Origin of the sequence: Empedobacter sp. UBA1574 (genome assembly GCF_002322895.1) — a bacterium.
In the GTDB taxonomy this organism is placed as follows: domain Bacteria; phylum Bacteroidota; class Bacteroidia; order Flavobacteriales; family Weeksellaceae; genus Empedobacter; species Empedobacter falsenii_B.
The window spans coordinates 1-19,408 of the sequence record NZ_DCOI01000010.1; the positions used below are offsets into that span (position 1 = coordinate 1).

Here is a 19,408-nt window from a genome sequence, read left to right on the forward strand (position 1 = left end):
CTAACATCTAACATCTAACATTTATAACTCCGCCAAAAATTTCAGCGTATCAATATTATCGGCGTAATCAGTTAATTTAGGAAATTGAGTTTGCCCAAATTCAACATAATTCGGATTATCTTTCATGTCATTTCCAACCACACATTGTATTTGATCTTCATTTTCGATCAAATAATTTTTAACATCATTTATATCTTTATAAACTTCAAAATTTACAACTGCAATTGGAGAATGTAAAGCTGTATCTTTTTTCATTAGAACAAAATTATTGTCTAAAAACTCATCTTTTCCTAATAAAAATATTGCACGATTATAATCGTAATTATTTGCGTATTTAGGATGATTAATCACATCGCCCCATGAAAAAATAGCTTCGAATATTTTTGGTAATTGGGCTTTATCTTTTACATAAAGTTTCGTTACATTTCGGCAACCTAATCCAAAATAAATAAATAAGTCGTTACCCAATTTTTTCAACTCTTCATCAGTTTCCGAACCATTTAATACAGCAACCGAAGTTCTATTTTTACGAATAATGTTAGGAACTTTACCAAAATATTGCTCAAAATAGCGTGCTGTGTTATTGCTTCCAGTTGCAATAACTGCATCATAATTTTCTAATTGTTCAACAGTTTGAATAATCAATTTGAAATTTTCATCAATCGAATACAAATATTTTATCGCTAATTTGATTAATTTATCATCTTTAGACGAAGTTTTAATCAAGGCATTATTTCCAGAAATAACAACAGAAAGCAAATCATGAAAACCAACCAAAGGTAAATTTCCTGCCATGATAATTCCAACATTTTTTGATGTTTCAGCAAATGGATAATCTTTCGTCCAAGCCAATAAATTTTCTTCCGTTAAAGCTTCTGCCCAACTTTTCAAGGCTAACGTAATATTATCTTTTGTAAACCAATTGTTGTAGGCTTCTGCATCGCTCACCGCATATTCAGCTTCTTCTTTCCAATTTACGAATTTTTCTGTCAGTTCCGCGTCTTTAATTGAATCATTATTTATAATAAAATTAAAAAACTGCCCCAATTCGTTAAATGCTGAAATCCTTTGTTCAAATGTCATTTTTTCTGAAAATTAAATGTAATTTTGTAGTTGCAAATGTAGGAAATAAAAAAACAGATACAATGGCTATAATTATTACAGATGAATGTATAAATTGTGGAGCTTGTGAGCCAGAATGTCCAAATAACGCGATTTATGAAGCTGCGGTAGATTGGAAATATTCTGATGGAACTTCTCTTAGCGGGACAATTGTAAACGTAGACGGCGCAACTTTTGACGCTGATGCGGTGCAAGATCCTGTGAGTGATGAGGTTTATTACATTGTTCCCGATAAATGTACTGAATGTAAAGGTTTCCACGAAGAACCACAATGTGCGGCAGTTTGTCCGGTGGATTGTTGTGTGCCTGATGATAACCACGTAGAAAGCGAGGAGCGCCTTTTGAGTAAAAAAGCGTTTATGCACTTAGAGTAAAATCGTCACAACTTTACATATAAAAACCTCTCAGAATTTGAGAGGTTTTTTTTGTTATTTATTTTTGAGTAAAATCCAGCCTTGTAATTTGTTTTTTGTTTCAGAATTTAGTTCATTCCATTCTAAATAATACCAATAAGTATCTGTTGGTAAGTTCATTCCGTTGGCTTGTTTTCCTTTCCAAATAAAATTATTTTCTCCATTGTCTTTGAATACAGTTTTTCCGAAACGATCAACGATTAAAACAGAAGATTTTTCTTTTAATTTAAGGAATGAAAAATCAATTTCGTCATTTTTTCCATCATTGTTTGGCGAGATGAAATTATAAAAATTGGGGATTTCAAATAATATCTCTTTAATACAACCTTCAGCAGTTTGTATTTCGATTTTATGTAAGCCTTTAGAAACATCAGTAAATGTGTTGGATGTCGTCCATTGTCCATTATCTATTCGGTATTTAATAGGTTGATTAGCATTAGTAACATTTACTGTAACTTCATTTTTTGTAATTTTTAATGATAGTTTAACTTTTTCACACGGATCAGGAGGTAGTAAAGTAGTAAATGAAATATTAGAACAAGATATTGCAGGACCAATATTATTAATTGCTATTACTCTTACATAATAAGTCATATTATAAGATAATGAAGTAGAAATAGTATATGTATCAACGTTACCTAAATTTATTTCCAAAATATCATTTCCATTTTGGGATGTTCCAATGATTAATTGATAGGAAGTGGCATTTGCGATTTTATTCCATTTAATTGTCGGATTTAATGAAACATTTGATTCTCCATTTGCAGGTAATGTTGCTGTTGTACAATTTGGAATGGTAGGTACATCCATTGTTTTAAATCTAAAAACAGGACAAGTTTCACGTTTCATTCCTATTAATGTATTTTCTGGGTGTATTTTTACATTATACCAAGTGTTGGGTGTTAAATCGTTTGCTATTTGAGAAAATGTAATAGTATTATTGCTTGGTGTGGAATTATCTAAAACATCAGTTTGAATTGTTGGATCACTCTGATTATCTTCTTGAATTATTAAATTATATTGATTAGCATTATTTATTTTTTCCCATTTAAGACTAGGTTTCAAAATAACATTTTCTTCATTATCATATGGAGATATAATATTTGGACAATCAGGAAAAAGTGTATTGATATCAAAAGTTAATTCATAAGCACCCATATCTACAGATAATCCATAATATCTATTTCTTTTGTCAATATCATGAAAAAGAGAAGTAGCACCTCCTGCGATTTGTTGAAATAAACGTTCACTTCCTGTATTGAAAGCTGGACTAGAAATTTGTAGAGTAAAATCAGAATTGTCATTTACAAATTTAGGATTTCCTCTAATGTTATTTGCGGTAGAGTAATCCTCTACAATATTATTTTGGATATCATTTGTAGCTGAATTATCATTTAATATTTCAGAAGAAATGTCTTTATTTAAGTTGCCTGTTCTCCCATTTATATAGAAAATACTATTATAGATGATATTTTTAGAATTTTGAGCATATACGATAGCAGAGTTAGAATTATTTACAATAGTTGCATTAGTAATCAGAAGATTTTTTTTGTTAAATATAGCACCAGCATAATTAGACGCTCTGTTATTATAGAATAAAGAGCTAATAATTTTAAAATCTGAATTACTTTCATTATAAATAGCTCCACCAATTATTGCTTTATTTCCAATGAAATGAATTCTATTTAGATAGTTTTTAGAGTTTGGTGTGCTATAAATAGCTCCACCATTTTTTCTACTTTCATTTTCTTTGAAATAAATAGCAGTTAAAGTTAGATTACTATTATTATTATAGATAGCTCCACCATTTTCTAAACTTATATTATTTTCAAAATTATAAACATCAGTACTCGAAGTATTATTACCAACAATTTGTTCAATTTTTACATTATCAAGATTTTTCAAATATAAAGCAGCACCATTTGAAGATGAAGAATTATTTTTAAAAGTGGTATTTTCTAAAGTTACTTTATTTACATTTTCTATATAAAAAGCACTACCATTATTTGTAGAATTGTTTATAGCCCTGTTGTCATTAAATTGGACAAAATCGGTTTTTATTTCATTTATATTATTTATATAAACTGAGCTTGTATTAGATAAATTGTTTTCTGCAAAAATAATATTTTCTAAATTCAATGTTAGATTAGGAGAATTAATAAAAGAAGCAGAAGAACCTTTTTCTGTTAATGATGTAGAATTAGCATTTTTAGAAGTGAAATTTTTTAATGTTACTTCTAAATTATTTTCAAACTTAAACAGCTTTGTTGCATTTTGACCATTAATAACCGATGTTGTTTCATTACCAGTTCTTTCTAACCAACCACCTGTTTCTGGATCAATTTCATATATATAACCACCTGTTATTTCAACTTTAAAAAAACCGCGAAAATCAATAACATTCCTAGCAGAGAAATTACCTTGATATAATTTTATTGAAATGTTTGTATTTCTATTAGTTATTGAATTTATGTTATTAGTTAAATTTTCATATGAGATAGCATTATTCCAATTAGCTCCAGAGCCATTTCCAGTAGAAGTTTCTTTTACGTGAATTTGACTATATAATAAAATAGGAATTGTAAAGGTTAGTAATAAGGTTAAAATAAATTTATATAGATTGTTCATTAAATTTTAATTCATATTAGTGTGAATTAAAAATAGGTAATTCTTTTATTTAAAACTAAAAAAAACTCAAGTTATTTACTTGAGGTTTTTTTAATTTTGGGCAATCCCTTCGGGCGGGCTTTTCGTTGCAATCTTTTTCTCAAACTTCGACTTCGTTTAGTTATCAAAAAAGGATTTCCACTTCAATCCCTATTGCATTTTATTAATTTCTAAACTCGAGCTTCGAAATTCGTTTTTTTAAGAATATCTTTTCTTTCTAATCCAAAATCCAATTCCAGCTAATAAAGCAATAATAGCAGTTGGAACAAGTAGATTAATCATTTGCCAAGTAGATTTTTCTTGTAAAACAGTTGTTTCGCTCAACAAAGGAATCTCTAATTTACGATTACGTAGAGCCAAGAAATCAGAATCACCTAATAAATAATCCATCGCATTCATTACAAATGTTTGGTTGGCGTATGTTTTCGGTTTTCCGTCTGGATTATCTGGACGAACCGAAAATTTATTTTCTCCTAATTGCATCGGAATTCCTCTCCACAAAGCATTTTTCAAAACATCTCCGTCCGAAATAACGATCATTTTTCCGTCAGTAGTTTTCGGTTTGAAATTCGGAAATTCTTTACGTTCGTAACGCGAAGCATAAGCCGAATTGAAATTACCTTCTAACAAAACTGTCATCGGAATTTTTCCCATTTTATATTCTTCAGGATTCTCGATTTCAACTTCGTTTAATTGAATATAATTTAAAGCAGGTTTCAAACTTGATTGTTCAGAAGAACTCAATAAAACCGTTTGCTTAATATTTGGATTTTTTAGTAATTCGATTGGATTTGCAAATTGGAATAAAACAGGATCGATTGAACTTGTAATTGGGTTTTCTTCTCCTTTAATTCCTAACTCAAAATAAGGCCAATTGTAATAATTGTAACTTGTATTTCCTGCCGTTTCACCATCAGCCAAAACAATTTGCGCCCCATTCATATCCTTTATAACAGCCGGATGAATGCGAACACCATAATTGAATAAGAAATCATTTAACTTCAAATCTCTTGGAAAAGCAACGATTTTTCCACTTCGGAAAATAGAATCCATTTCAGCATCGACAGTTTCCACAGCCATCATCATTTTTCCACCATTCATGATATATTGATCCAAAACCAATTTATCCATATCAGAAAAAGGTAATGTAGGTTTTGCGATAATTAACGCATCAAAACGTTTCAAACTATCCAAATCAGAAGGTTGTAAAGTAAACGATTTGTTTGCAATTGGATTAAGGTAGATCTCAACATCATATTTTTCTGACAAAGCAGAACCTAATCCTTGAATATTAGCTTCTGGTAATTCGTCATGATGAACGATAAAACCAACTCTTTTGCGCTCAAAATTGGTTGCTTTCTGAATTTTTTCGGCAAATAAATATTCTAATTTTTCTGTTGAAGCCAACGCTAATTTATCAAATGGAGTAGAAGGGTCATTGACCAAAACCTCCATATAAGTCGATTTGTCGCCGTAAGTTAATTTTGCGTACGGATAAACATTCAAAATTCCTTTGTCGGTTTTAATCGGAACTGGAGTCAATTTATTTTGCTCTAATTCGGCTTGTCCTAAATCGACAGGATCAATAAAAGAATAAGAAATATTGCTATTTTTTTCGCGAAGTTCGTCTAATAAAAACTGAATTTCGTTTTTCAAAATTCTGTAATCGCCCGTTAAATCTCCACCCAAAAGAATTTCAATTTTAAGCGGTTGTTTTACATTTTCTACTAACTTTTCTGTTGTAGAAGTTAACGTAAAACGTTTGTCTTTCGTCATGTCAATTCGTGTGTAAACAAATTGAGCGATGATAAAAAGCGCGATAAATGCGATGAAAGTAATTAGATGTTTTTTGTTTAATTTTTTCATGGCACTATTTTTTATTTTCAAGATTAACGATTGAAATTTGATTTAAAATTCCAATCAAAATCAAAAAGTAAAGTAAATCTCGTGTGTCAATAATTCCTTTCAAAAACTGGTTGTAATGTGTAAAACTTCCAATTTTTTGAACATAGAAATCCATCGAACCAAGTAAATTATAAGACGCTAAACTTTCGAATCCATAAAAAATAATGAAGCAAAAGAAAACCGCCAAAACATAAGCCATTACTTGATTCTTGGTAATAGAAGAGGTAAATAAACCAATTGCGGCGAATAAGTTTCCTAAAAAGAAAAGTCCTAAATAGCCAGAAAAAATTGTTCCGTAATCTAATTCTTGTTCAGGCATCAAAAATTCTTGCAACGTAATGATGAACAAGAAAGTTGAAAGCAGACAAAAAACGACAACTGAAACGACTGCTAAATATTTGCCCCAAATAATTTGGTTATTTTTTATAGGTAGTGTAAATAACCACAATAATGTGCCGTTTGCTTGCTCTTCCGCGATTAATTTCATCGTTAAAGCTGGAATCATGAATAGAAAAATCCAAGGTCCGACAAAGAAAAAACTATTTAAAGTTGCATTTCCCGTATTGAAAACATTGAATTCGTTATCAAAAAACCAAAGGAACAAAACCGAAACGATAACAAATGTCGCGGTTGCTAAATAGGCGGTGAAGCCTAAATAAAAATTGGAAAACTCTTTTTTGAAGATCGTCCACATGTTATTTTTTATTATTACGATTAATTAAACGTACAATAAGCATAAGTAGTATACCACAACCAAAGAAACTGACAATTGACCAATACCAATCTCGACCAAAATCTGTTTTTTGAATCACAGCAAACACGATAACAAATAATAAAATTGTTGCCAATTCGTTCATCATTCGCAGTTGAACAGAAGTGTATTTGAAAACTTTATTTTGAATTTGTTTCAACGTTCGCCAGCACCAAAAATGATAAATTAATAAAACACTTATCATTCCCAATTTACTTTTCATCCAAGGCATATGCAGCAAACCTTGATTTTTGTAAAGCATATTCAATCCCATTGTAATCAAAATAACCAAAGCAGGAGCGGTAATTACATTCCATAATTTTTTCTCCATGTAGGTATATTGATCCTGCAAAATTGATTTTTTTGGTTCTTCCATTTGTTGCGTTTCTGTATGATAAATCATTAAACGAACAATGTAAAATAAACCAGCAAAGTAACTTACCACGAAGATAACGTGTATTGCTTTGTATATTAAATAATTATAAGTCATATAGTTATTGTAAACTCTCTAATACTAAATTTTCTCAGCGTTAATTTTCAAATTCAATTGTAATTGTATCGTTTTTCTTCAATCCCATTAACTGATTCGCACCTCCTGATATCGTTGGATTACTTTTGTATAAAGTAACTTCTAAGAATCCTGCCGAATTAAACAAACACAATGTTCGCCCAAAAGCTTGCACTTCTTTGTTAAAATCTTGTACAACTTCGTTGTAATGCTCATAAATAACAGTAATATCGGTCATCGAGAAATCTTTTTGACGAAGCAAAATTTTATATTTTCTGTCTTGTGCAATTTCATCGAAAAAATCTTTTGAAATATTACTTACAACATTCCCAAAATGATCAATATAAATCACATTTCCTATGATATATTTATCATCGCGATAAATTGGTTTCAACTCATTCAATTGTTTCATTTCTGTACGTTTGTTCCCTAAAAGAGCCGGAACTCCGCCACGCGCCAAGTGACATGCAACTGGCACAAAACAATTTTTCATTGGAAATAGACTGTCTATTCCTTCTGGATAAGCAGTGATTTCGTAAATTTCTTCTGGTTGATTTTTTTGACAAATCAAGGATAAAATTCCATTATCTGCACAAATAAAATAATGATGATTGATTAATGCACAAATTGGCTTTTGATAAGGCGTACTTAAGGCATTAATCCCAATAATATGTATAGTTCCTTCAGGAAATTCTTCGTAAGAATTACGAATGATATAGGCAGCTTCAGATAAATCATAAGGATTAACATGATGCGAAATATCTACAATTGTAACATCGGCCAATTCCTTTAGAATTGCGCCTTTAACGCTAGAAACAAAGTAATCTTTGACTCCAAAATCCGATGTTAATGTAATAATTGCCACTATTCTCTAATAATTAGCAAATATATTGTTTATTATTCTTTATTTTTGTGTAAGTGAACCAAAAAAACAATCTCATTTGACAGAAATTAATATTGAATTAGCCGAAATTAATGCTCAAGATTTTTATGGTGCTAATAATGAACATCTAAAAAGAATCAAAGAATATTATCCAAAATTAAAGATTGTTGCTCGCGGAAGAGAGTTGACAGTATTTGGAAATGAAGATGTTCTGAAAGTATTTGACCAAAAAATGCAAAGAGTAATTCAGCATATTCACAAATACAATCGACTATCTGATCGCGAACTCGAAATCATTATGACCGAAGATAATAATGAAATGCTTCAAATGAAAAAAGAAGACGAAATTATTGTACACGGTGTAAATGGTAAAATCATCAAACCTCAAACGCCTAATCAACAAAAGCTGGTACAAACTGTTTACAACAAAGATATGGTCTTTGCAATTGGACCTGCTGGTACGGGAAAAACCTATACGGCTGTTGCATTGGCGGTACAAGCGTTGAAGAACAAAGAAGTTCGCCGAATTATTATGACGCGTCCTGCTGTAGAAGCTGGAGAAAATTTAGGTTTTTTACCAGGTGATATGAAAGATAAATTAGATCCATATTTACAACCTTTGTACGATGCGTTGAAAGATATGATTCCGTTCGAGAAGCTTTCGTCTTATACAGAAAAAGGAGTGATAGAAGTTGCGCCTTTAGCATTTATGCGTGGTCGAACGTTGGACGGAGCTTTTGTAATTCTTGATGAAGCACAAAATACAACGTATGCCCAGATGAAAATGTTTTTGACGCGTATGGGAAAAAATTCTAAATTTATTATCACAGGAGATCCTGGTCAGGTCGATTTACCACCAAAACAAAAATCTGGTTTACGTGAAGCGATTAATATATTGAAAGATGTAAAAGATATCGGATTTATTTATTTGGATGATAAAGATGTTGTTCGACACAAGATTGTTCGCGAAGTCTTGAAAGCTTACAAAGTGAGTGAAGATAAAGAGCGAGAGAAAATAGATATAAAAAAGTAAATCAAAAAGCCAATTGTTTCTAAGAGCAATTGGCTTTTCGATTTAATATTTATGGCAGAATATTAAATTTATTCTTTTAGTGGATTAGTTTTTAAAGTAAAACCTAAAATGTTAAACGCTAATCCTATTGGCAAAATCATTCCTGCAATTAAGCTCATTCTATTAGAATCAGAAAATTCTAAGATTAATAAAATTGAAGTTAATATTAAAACTAATCCCGTTATATATAATATGTTTTTCATTTTATTATAAATTGTAATTCAATCAAATATAATGATTTATTTCTAATTTTTGTAAAAAATATTCAATTCTAAAATCAAGTAAATGTCATTCCAACAAAAGGGGAAATCTAAAATAAACTTATAACTAACAACTCAACACTTAAAACTTTTTCACATCAACCAACCTTTTTGTAATTTGTTGCATCTAACTTACAAATCAAACAATATGAAAAAGTTATTTTCTTTTTTCTTCGTTTTTGTTGGAATGTTTTTTTCTACAAAAATAAATGCGCAAGATATTCGAATCGGATTTCCGCGTATCGAAATCGGTGAACGCCCAGACGAAAATTCTGTGAGTTTGCAATCGATGGATGTACAAATTGAGATTTTTGGAAATTTAGCCAAAACGACAACAACTTTAGTTTTTATGAATTCGTCAAGTCGAAATCTCGAAGGGAATTTAGTTTTTCCTTTGCCCGAAAACACGACGGTTAATGGATATGCAATTGATATTAATGGAAAATTGCGAAATGCAGTTCCCGTTACAAAAGCGCGTGCGGTTGAGGTTTTTGAAAGTATTCAGAAGCAAAATGTCGATCCTGGAATTATCGAAAAAGTAGAAGGAAATAATTTCCGAACTCGAATTTCTCCGATTCCAGCAAAAGGTTCGCGTACGATTCAGTTGTCATATTACCAAGAATTGAAATTGGATAAATCGTCGTATCAATATCATTTGCCATTAGATTCTTCGAAGAAGATTGCGAAGTTTAATTTGACAACAAAAGTGTACAATGCTGCTGAAAAACCGCAATTAATTGAAACGCCAGATGGCTCGTTCAATTTTTCTGAAAATAGTAATATATATGAAGCAAATTTGTCGAAAACAGATTTTACACCTAAAAAATCATTAATTATTAATCTTCCAAAATCGCCGAATAATGTAGAATCTTTTGTTCAGAAAAATGTAGATGGTTCGGTTTATTTTTATGCGAATTTATTGGTTGATGCAAAATCTCAACCAAAAGTTTGGTCAAAAAATATCGGAATAATTTGGGATAATTCGTTAAGTGGTTTGAAACGAAATCATCAAAAAGAATTAGAATTTTTAGATAAAATTATTTCTCAACAAAAAAATCTAAATATTGAAGTTTCGTTGTTGAATATTTCTTTGGAAAAATCGAGATTGTTTCAAATTAAAAATGGTGATTGGTCTGAATTGAAAAAATATTTGGAAAATGTGACATATGATGGAGGAACAAATTATGCAAAAATTCTTCCAACAAATCTGAAAGCAGACGAATATCTTTTGTTTTCTGATGGAATTTCATCTTTTGGCTCGAATATTTTTAATATCGATAAATCTTTCTATACAATTGCGTCTTCGCCGACTTCTAATTATGGTGTTTTGAAAATGATTGCGCAAAAAGCTGGTGGAAAATTTATCAATCTAAATGAAAATTCTGTAGAAAATGCGTTCAAACAAATCAATGAAAGTTCGGTTCAATTCTTAGGAATTATCAATAATACAGCAGGAGAAGTTTATCCAATTTCGACAAATGATGTGAACAATGGAATTTCGATTGCGGGAATTTCTCAGTATCCAAATGCAAAATTAACGATGATGTTTGGACGAAATGGAAAAGTGGAATTCAACAAAGAATTGGATTTGAGTAAATCAACTCAAAATCTTGAAATTAGTAAAATTTGGGCGCAAAGCAAAGTGAATTATTTGGAATTGAATCCAGAGCAAAATAAAACTGAAATTGAAGAAATTGGGAAACAATTTTCGATTGTAACATCGAATACAAGTTTGATTGTTTTGGAAAATGTTTCGGATTATGTAAAGTATAAAATCAATCCACCAGCGGAATTGCAAAATGAATTTAATAAATTATCGAAACAAGGTTTTGAACAAAAAGAAACTCGAAAAGCTGATTTGTTGAAAAATGCAATTGTGAAAGCAAAGGAATTGAAAGAGTGGTGGAAGAAAGATTTTAAATATGTAAAACCAAAATATCCAAAGCCTGTTACGGATTCTATAACTTATTTAGAAGAGACTGCGCAAGTGAATATGGTAATGCCAGAACCAAGAGCTATGGCTGCAATGGAAGTTAGAACTGAAGGAAGTCCAACTACAACATCTAATATGAGAATTAGAGGAGCGTCAAGTTTGAATAATTCTGTTGATAAAAAAATGAAGGATGAATCATCAGCTTCGGTTCCAGAAATTAAAATAGTCAATGTAAAATCGGATAAACAATACATGAAGTTGATAGAAGCGTCTAAAAATCCATATCAAACTTATTTAGATTTGAGAAAAGATTATGCCGAAACACCTGCGTATTATTTTGATGTGGCAACATTTTTCTTTCAGAAAAAAGAAAAAGAAACTGGTCTTAAAATTTTAAGCTCGATTGCAGATTTAGGTTTGGAAGATGCTGAATTGTATAAAATGTTAGCGTACAAATTGAAAGAAATTGAGGAGTATCAAACAGAATTATTTATCACGAAAAAAGTATTAGATTGGCGACCTTTTGATGCGCAAAGTTATAGAGATTATGCGTTGTCGTTACAAGATAATGAGCAATATCAATCGGCTTTAGAGCATTTATATAAAGTATTGACCAACGATTATTCGATAGAAATTGCTAATCGTGATCGAGATATTACGGAGATTATTGTTCCTGAAGTTAATAATTTGATTTCGCTTCATCGAAAAGAATTGAATTTATCGAAAATTAATAAAGATATCATTGTTGATATTCCGGTTGATATTCGTGTGGTGATGAATTGGAATAAAGATATGACCGATATTGATTTGTGGGTGACGGATCCAAATGGCGAGAAATGTTTTTACGGACATCGTACAACTGCGATTGGTGGACGAATGAGTGAGGATGTGACGCAAGGTTTCGGACCAGAACAATTTATGTTAAAAAAAGCGATCAAAGGAAAATATAAAATAGAAACGAATTTTTTCGGAGAAAGACAAATGAGTATTTCAGGGCCAACAACTATTTCGGCAGAGATTTACTTGATGTATAGCTCAGGAAAACAAGTGAAGAAAATGATTACTTTCCAGAATAACAAGCCAAATTCTGGCGGCGAAGGAATTTTGGTTGGTGAATTTGAATTTTAGTAAATGGAAAAGGAATCTTGAAAGAGATTCCTTTTTTTTGCATAACGCATAATTCATCATTCATCATTAATAATTAAACTCACATCCACTGATTTCGATCCAAACTTCTATACTGAATAGCTTCACTAATATGTTTTGAAAGAATAGTTTCAGAATTATCTAAATCTGCAATTGTTCGTCCAACCCTAATAATTCGATCATACGCACGAGCAGAAAGATTTAATTTTTCCATAACAACTTTGATTAAATGCTTCGAATGATCATCTAAATCACAAAAAGTATCCAACTCTTTTGGTCCCATTTGCGAGTTGTAATGGACTTTTGTATTTTCAAATCGTTTGGTCTGGATATTTCTTGCATTAATGACACGTTCACGAATCACAGCACTTTTTTCGCCACGACGTTCTTGCGACAAATCATCAAACGGAACAGGATTCACTTCGATATGTAAATCAATTCGGTCCAAAAGTGGTCCAGAAATTTTATTCATATAACGTTGCATTTCCGCTAAAGAGGAAGTGTTGTTTGGATCATCCATAAAATAACCGCTCGGACTTGGATTCATAGAAGCTACTAACATAAAACTCGCAGGATAATTCACAGTGAATTTTGCCCTCGAAATTGTGACTTCTCGATCTTCCAAAGGTTGACGCATAACTTCTAAAACAGTTCGCTTAAATTCGGGTAATTCATCCAAAAACAAAACACCATTATGCGCCAAAGAAATTTCTCCAGGTTGTGGATAAGAACCACCGCCGACTAAGGCGACATCCGATATAGAATGATGTGGACTAGAAAAAGGACGACTTACAATTAATGATTTGTTAGATAATTTTCCAGCAACGCTATGAATTTTTGTTGTTTCGAGCGCTTCTTGTACGGTCATTTTCGGAAGAATTGAAGCAATTCGTTTGGCTAACATTGTTTTTCCACTTCCTGGAGGACCGATCAAAATAATGTTATGTCCTCCTGCAGCAGCGATTTCCATCGCACGTTTTACATTTTCTTGACCTTTTACATCAGCAAAATCGAAAGGATAATTATTCATTTCACTAAAAAAATAATCATCTAAATTAACTTGATGAGGTTGTAAAATGATTTCTTCGTTAAAATAATCAACAACTTCTCTGATGTTATTAACCGCAAAAACATCGATTCCTTCTACAACAGCTGCTTCGTCTGCATTTTGTTTGGGTAAAATAATTCCTTCGAAACCTTCTTCTTTTGCTTGTATTGCAATCGGCAATGCACCTTTTATAGGTCGAAGTGAACCATCTAGCGATAATTCGCCCATCATTATAAATTTATGGAGTTGTTCAGAATTTACTTGCTCCGAAGCTGCTAAAATTCCAATTGCGATTGGTAAATCATAGGCAGAACCTTCTTTTTGTAAATCTGCTGGCGCCATATTAATCGTGATTTTTTTACCAGGTAATTTCAAATTAGAATTTTTTAGTGCAGCATTTATCCTAAAATTACTTTCTTTTATTGCGCTATCGGGCAAACCAACCAAATGATACCCGACACCTTGATCAATATTAACTTCCACAATAATTGTTTTTGCGGAAACTCCGAAAATAGCACTTGCAAAAATTTTCACTAACATAAAATATTTTTTTATAAATTTACTTCCTTTTTCTATTGAATAAAATAGCTGAGAGGATTTAAGTATTTAATAATTAATTAAATAATACACTTTGGTGTAAATTCTATATGAAAAAAGAAAAATATTCTTTTGAATTTGAACGATTCGAGAGTAAATCTGAGCTTGCAGCAGAACAAAAAAAAGTAGTAGAAGAGGCTTATGATATTTCGTTGAATGCATATGCGCCTTATTCTAATTTCAATGTTGGTGCATCTGTTCAATTAGAAAATGGAGAAATTTTTTCGAGTTCAAATCAAGAAAATGCTTCGTATCCAGTCGGAACTTGTGCCGAAAGAGGTTTATTGGCTTATGTAAATGCAAACTTCCCAAATATTAAGATTGAAAAATTGGCTGTTTCTACGCCAAATGTCAATTATCCATTGCCTCCATGCGGGATGTGTCGACAATATATTTTAGAGATTGAAAAGAAACAATCGCAACCAATCGAAATTATTTTATCTGGAAAAGAAGGTGATGTTTTGGTGATAAATTCTGCTAAAGATTTGCTTCCATTACATTTTACTGACGAATTTTTAGGGTAGCAATTTTGTACACTAAATAGATTAGTTTAAATTTGTTCCAACGGAATTGTGCAATTATGGAAAAATTAACGCAAGAAACGTACCTACAATGGTATCGTGATATGACTTTTTGGCGTCGCTTCGAAGATAAGTGTCGTTCATTATATTTAAAGCAAAAAATTAGAGGTTTCTTACATTTATACAATGGTCAAGAAGCTTTACCAGCCGGTTTTATTCATGCAATGAAACCTGGTGTAGATCATGTGATTACTGCTTATCGTTGTCACGTTTGGCCTATGGCTTTGGGTGTAGACCCAAAACGTATTTTGGCTGAATTATGTGGTAAAGAAACAGGAACTTCTCATGGTTTAGGAGGATCTATGCACGTTTTCAGTAAAGAGCATAATTTTTATGGTGGACACGGAATCGTTGGTGGGCAAATTCCATTAGGAGCAGGAATCGCTTTTGGTGATAAATTCTTTAATCGCGATGGTGTTACAATCTGTTTAATGGGAGATGGCGCAACTCGTCAAGGTACATTACATGAAACATTTAACATGGCGATGAACTGGAAATTACCAGTTGTTTTTGTTTGCGAAAACAATCAATACGCTATGGGAACTTCTGTTTCTCGTACTGCTAACCACGAAGATATTTGGAAATTAGGTTTAGGATACGAAATGCCTTGTATGCCTGTAGATGGTATGGATCCTGTAAAAGTTGCAGAAGCAGCTTACGAAGCTATTGAAAGAGCGCGTCGTGGAGATGGACCAACTTTCTTAGATGTACGTACATATCGTTATAGAGGTCACTCTATGTCTGATGCTGAGCCTTATCGTACAAAAGAAGAGGTGGAAGAGTACAAACAAGAAGATCCAATCTTGAATGTTGAGAATCATATCTTAGTAAACAATTGGGCAACTAAAGAACAATTAGATGCAATTATTGATGAAGTAAAAGTGATGGTAGAAGAATGTGCAGAATTTGCAGAAAACTCTAACTATCCAGAAGAACACGTAATGTATGATTATATCTATTCAGAAGAAAATTATCCATTCTTAGATAAAATCGAAAACAACTAAAAACCATGGCAGAAATTATTACAATGCCTCGCTTAAGCGATACAATGGAAGAAGGAACTGTTGTAAAATGGCACAAAAATGTAGGAGATAAAATTGCTGAGGGTGATATCTTAGCAGAAATCGAAACAGATAAAGCAATCCAAGAATTCGAATCAGAATTTGATGGAGTATTATTATATCAAGGTGTTGCAGAAGGAGTGTCAACAAATGTTGATGAAGTTTTAGCAATCATCGGAAATGAAGGAGAAGATATTTCAGGTTTAATCGGGGGTGGAGCAAAAGTTACGACTGAAGTTAAAGAAGAAAAATCAACTCCCAGCGAAACAAAAACAGAAGAAGCAAAACCTGTTGCAGAAATTCCTGCAAATGTGGAAGTAATTACAATGCCTCGTCTTTCTGATACAATGGAAGAAGGAACTGTAGTTGTTTGGCACAAAAATGTTGGAGATCAAGTTGCGGAAGGTGATATTTTAGCAGAAATTGAAACAGATAAAGCAGTGCAAGAATTCGAATCAGAATTTGATGGTGTTTTATTATATCAAGGAGCTAAAGTGAACGAGCCTGCACCAGTAGATTCTGTTTTAGCAATTATTGGTGAAGCTGGTACTGACGTTTCTGCAATTGTAGCAAACGGAGGTAAAGTTGCTGCACCAGCAGTTTCTACAGAAGTTGTTGATGACGAAAAACCAGTAGTTGTACAATTAGATGTAAATAATAAGGTTGAAGAAACTTCTTCTTCTGATCGTATTTTTGCATCGCCATTAGCAAAAACAATTGCAAAAGATAAAGGAATTAATTTAGCAGAGGTGAAAGGTTCTGGTGATAATGGACGTATCGTGAAAAAAGATATCGAAAATTATCAACCATCTGCTCAACCAAAAGCGGAAGCAAAATCTGAATCAGTTAAACCAGCTCAAACTTTTGTTTCTGGAGAAGATAAAGTGATTCCAAATTCTCAAATGAGAAAAGTTATCGCTAAACGTTTGGCTGAATCTAAATTTACAGCTCCTCATTATTACTTAAATGTAGAGTTGGATATGGATAATGCGATTGCTGCGCGCAAACAATTAAACTCAGTGCCTGATACGAAAATTTCATTCAACGATATGATTGTGAAAGCATGTGCAATGGCTTTACGCAAACATCCAGCTGTTAATTCTACTTGGACAGATACAGAAATTATTCAACATGGAGATATCAATATCGGTGTGGCAGTTGCTGTAGAAGATGGTTTATTGGTTCCTGTTGTTAAAAATACAGATCAAAAATCATTTGCTCAAATTTCTGCTGAGGTCAAAGATTATGCAGGTCGTGCAAGAGATCGCAAATTAAAAGCAGATGAAATGGAAAAATCAACATTCTCTGTTTCAAACTTAGGTATGTTTGGAATCGAATCATTCACATCGATTATCAATCAACCAAACTCTTGTATCCTATCAGTTGGTTCAATTATTCAAAAACCAGTTGTAAAAGACGGACAAGTTGTAGTTGGTAACACAATGAAATTATCTTTAGCTTGTGATCACAGAACAGTAGACGGAGCAACAGGTGCACAATTCTTACAAACATTAAGAATGTACATCGAAAATCCTGTTACAATGTTAGTGTAAGCTAAGATTTAATATATTTTTTTAAAGACCATTCATCGAATGGTCTTTTTTTTGTTATAGATTTTATGAATTTGTATCTTTAATCTCTAAAGTAATTAATTTAATGAAGCAACTAAAATTCTACTTTAATATTTTAAAACAGACAATTGTTGAATTTGGTGAGGACCGAATTATGAAATTGAGCGCTTCGTTAACTTATTACGCATTGTTTTCACTTTCACCATTAATTCTGATTGTAATTTCCAGTGCAAGTTTATTCTTTAAGAAAGATGCTATCGAAAACCGAATGTTTTATGAGCTTAAAAATATTGTTGGTCCAGATGTCGCTTTAGCTGTACAAAATTTTGTTACAAATTCTACCATTTCAGGAGATAGTTCGCTTGCTTTATATATAGGTATCGGAATTTTGATTTTTGGTTCTACAACAATGTTCACCGATATGCAAGATAGTCTCAATCTTATTTGGCGTGTCGAAGCAGTTCCTCGTAGAGCTTGGTTGAAATTTGTAATAAATAGAGGGCTTTCATTTTTGATTATCCTTTCATTAGGAATAGTTTTAATAGCAACAGTAATATTAAATAGTATATTAATGAGTTTTGGAGAAGAAATTTTCAGTCTTTTCGAACTCGATACCATTATGACGAAGACCACAGTTATTCTTCTTAATAATACATTGAGTATTTCAATCTCGATTTTGATATTTTATATTCTCTTCAAGATTCTTCCCGATGCACGTATCAAAGCAAAACAAGCTTTTGTAGGAGCGTTTTTTACGGCGATTCTATTCTTTATTGCAAAATATTTAATTGGTATTTATATCGCAAACTCCAAATATTCTACCATTTTTGGATCGGCAGGTTCGTTGGTTATTCTTTTGTTGTGGATTTATTATGTTGCAACAATTCTATATTTCGGCGCAAAATTCACAAAAGTATTTGCCGAAGCCAAAGGTTACCCTATTATTCCAAAACGAAATGCGAAGCTCAGAAAAGTATCGTTTATTGATTATCAACTCGATAAAAAAGATTATGAAAGTATAGATTAGTTACTAATTTATTTCGCTTCTCGAAACCTCTCCCGAGCCCATAACCCAAAAGTAGCCGCTGCCTATTTGTTTGATTCAGCAAATATTCACCGCCTAATCATTTCATACAGTGAAAATACAAAACTCGAGTGTAATGATTCACCATTTTTTTTCAACTCGAACTGTCAACAAAATTAAAACTCTTGAAAAACAATTGTACTTTTCGTCAGTTCGAGTGAAAATCTCTGATTTTAGTATCGGGAACTTAGACGAATTGCTGTCAACTTTCAACCGTCCAAAAAAAGTATTGTATACACTCTACTGCCACTATGTTGCCTTCATCCTGCCTTAAAGTAGGGAGTAAGCTGCAATTACGAATTGAGGATATGGCTGATTTTTTACAAAACTTAAATCAAAATTATGATTAAAAATATTAGTTTTACCCGTTGTGCATTTTGATTACTAAATAATAAAGTTGTTCATTTGATTGAAAATCAGTAAATTGTTTTAAGCACAAAACATTTACAATGAACAACTTACTTACAAATTATGAAAGAATATTATAAGTTCTACGAAAATATCCACAGATACACTTTTAATTTATCAACGTAGAAGACCTAAACTTTTTGATTTATAACTCATAAATCTTGTCTTAACAGCTAAATTTATGGGTATTGATAGTGAAAATCATTTATTTCGAAATCTTCCTAAAGCGCTAAGTTGTAAAATTGAGCGTAGTATTTACAATCGTAGAAAACGAAGATTATCAGAGCAAATTAATAATATTCGACTCAAATTAGCGAAAGAATTTAATGAATTTAAAAATTGTTTTATCGTTGATATTATGCCGTTGGAAGTTTGTGAAATAACAAGAATTAATCACT

15 protein-coding genes and 1 pseudogene are annotated in these 19,408 nt (G+C 31.8%); 8 read left to right on the forward strand and 8 right to left on the reverse strand.

Annotated elements, in window-relative coordinates; genetic code table 11:
* Positions 1–21: 21 nt before the first annotated feature.
* The gene (locus B3578_RS02015) at positions 22–1,083 is read right to left on the reverse strand and encodes an acyl-CoA reductase (RefSeq protein ID WP_291046787.1); all 1,062 of its coding nucleotides are present in this window, start codon (positions 1,081–1,083) and stop codon (positions 22–24) included.
* A 62-nt stretch (positions 1,084–1,145) separates the two neighbouring features.
* On the opposite strand from B3578_RS02015, the gene B3578_RS02020 reads away from it, so the two are divergent.
* Positions 1,146–1,496, forward strand: coding sequence for a 4Fe-4S dicluster domain-containing protein (locus B3578_RS02020; protein ID WP_114999046.1), 351 nt, complete (start codon positions 1,146–1,148; stop codon positions 1,494–1,496).
* 54 nt (positions 1,497–1,550) lie between these two features.
* Here the strand turns inward: B3578_RS02020 and B3578_RS02025 are convergent, their stop codons facing one another.
* The 5 genes from B3578_RS02025 to B3578_RS02045 all read right to left on the reverse strand — a co-directional run bounded on the left by B3578_RS02025 (position 1,551) and on the right by B3578_RS02045 (position 8,231).
* Positions 1,551–4,163: a gliding motility-associated C-terminal domain-containing protein gene (locus B3578_RS02025; RefSeq protein WP_286495368.1), complete on the reverse strand. Its 2,613-nt coding sequence runs from the start codon at positions 4,161–4,163 to the stop codon at positions 1,551–1,553.
* Between the two features lie 237 nt (positions 4,164–4,400).
* Complete coding sequence (gene gldG, locus B3578_RS02030; protein WP_291046792.1) at positions 4,401–6,068, reverse strand: gliding motility-associated ABC transporter substrate-binding protein GldG; 1,668 nt, start codon at positions 6,066–6,068, stop codon at positions 4,401–4,403.
* Positions 6,069–6,072: 4 nt separating this feature from the next.
* A complete protein-coding gene (locus B3578_RS02035) occupies positions 6,073–6,801 on the reverse strand; it encodes an ABC transporter permease subunit (protein WP_180905923.1) in 729 nt (242 codons plus the stop codon).
* Position 6,802: 1 nt separating this feature from the next.
* Complete coding sequence (locus B3578_RS02040; RefSeq protein WP_038337072.1) at positions 6,803–7,348, reverse strand: CopD family protein; 546 nt, start codon at positions 7,346–7,348, stop codon at positions 6,803–6,805.
* A gap of 40 nt (positions 7,349–7,388) precedes the next feature.
* Entirely contained in the window at positions 7,389–8,231 is an 843-nt protein-coding gene (locus B3578_RS02045; RefSeq protein WP_135835240.1) for an SAM hydrolase/SAM-dependent halogenase family protein, read from the reverse strand.
* A gap of 76 nt (positions 8,232–8,307) precedes the next feature.
* Here B3578_RS02045 and B3578_RS02050 point away from each other — a divergent pair, with 76 nt between their 5' ends.
* Complete coding sequence (locus B3578_RS02050) at positions 8,308–9,282, forward strand: PhoH family protein (protein WP_038337083.1); 975 nt, start codon at positions 8,308–8,310, stop codon at positions 9,280–9,282.
* 68 nt (positions 9,283–9,350) lie between these two features.
* Here B3578_RS02050 and B3578_RS02055 read toward each other — a convergent pair whose 3' ends face one another.
* Positions 9,351–9,524, reverse strand: a complete 174-nt coding sequence (locus tag B3578_RS02055; RefSeq protein ID WP_180905924.1) for a hypothetical protein — start codon at positions 9,522–9,524, stop codon at positions 9,351–9,353.
* Positions 9,525–9,729: 205 nt separating this feature from the next.
* Between B3578_RS02055 and B3578_RS02060 the strand changes: the two genes are divergently transcribed.
* Positions 9,730–12,642, forward strand: coding sequence for a VIT domain-containing protein (locus tag B3578_RS02060; protein ID WP_291046801.1), 2,913 nt, complete (start codon positions 9,730–9,732; stop codon positions 12,640–12,642).
* 79 nt (positions 12,643–12,721) lie between these two features.
* Here the strand turns inward: B3578_RS02060 and B3578_RS02065 are convergent, their stop codons facing one another.
* Positions 12,722–14,248, reverse strand: a complete 1,527-nt coding sequence (locus tag B3578_RS02065; RefSeq protein WP_114999055.1) for a YifB family Mg chelatase-like AAA ATPase — start codon at positions 14,246–14,248, stop codon at positions 12,722–12,724.
* Between the two features lie 107 nt (positions 14,249–14,355).
* Between B3578_RS02065 and B3578_RS02070 the strand changes: the two genes are divergently transcribed.
* The 5 genes and pseudogenes from B3578_RS02070 to B3578_RS14430 all read left to right on the forward strand — a co-directional run.
* The gene (locus B3578_RS02070; RefSeq protein WP_038337075.1) at positions 14,356–14,829 is read left to right on the forward strand and encodes a cytidine deaminase; all 474 of its coding nucleotides are present in this window, start codon (positions 14,356–14,358) and stop codon (positions 14,827–14,829) included.
* 56 nt (positions 14,830–14,885) lie between these two features.
* Positions 14,886–15,890: a pyruvate dehydrogenase (acetyl-transferring) E1 component subunit alpha gene (gene pdhA / locus B3578_RS02075; protein WP_125349669.1), complete on the forward strand. Its 1,005-nt coding sequence runs from the start codon at positions 14,886–14,888 to the stop codon at positions 15,888–15,890.
* 5 nt (positions 15,891–15,895) lie between these two features.
* Complete coding sequence (locus tag B3578_RS02080; RefSeq protein ID WP_125349668.1) at positions 15,896–17,500, forward strand: pyruvate dehydrogenase complex dihydrolipoamide acetyltransferase; 1,605 nt, start codon at positions 15,896–15,898, stop codon at positions 17,498–17,500.
* Between the two features lie 103 nt (positions 17,501–17,603).
* Positions 17,604–18,545, forward strand: coding sequence for a YihY/virulence factor BrkB family protein (locus tag B3578_RS02085; protein WP_038337079.1), 942 nt, complete (start codon positions 17,604–17,606; stop codon positions 18,543–18,545).
* 506 nt (positions 18,546–19,051) lie between these two features.
* A pseudogene (locus B3578_RS14430) lies at positions 19,052–19,408 on the forward strand (IS982 family transposase); the annotation flags it as partial.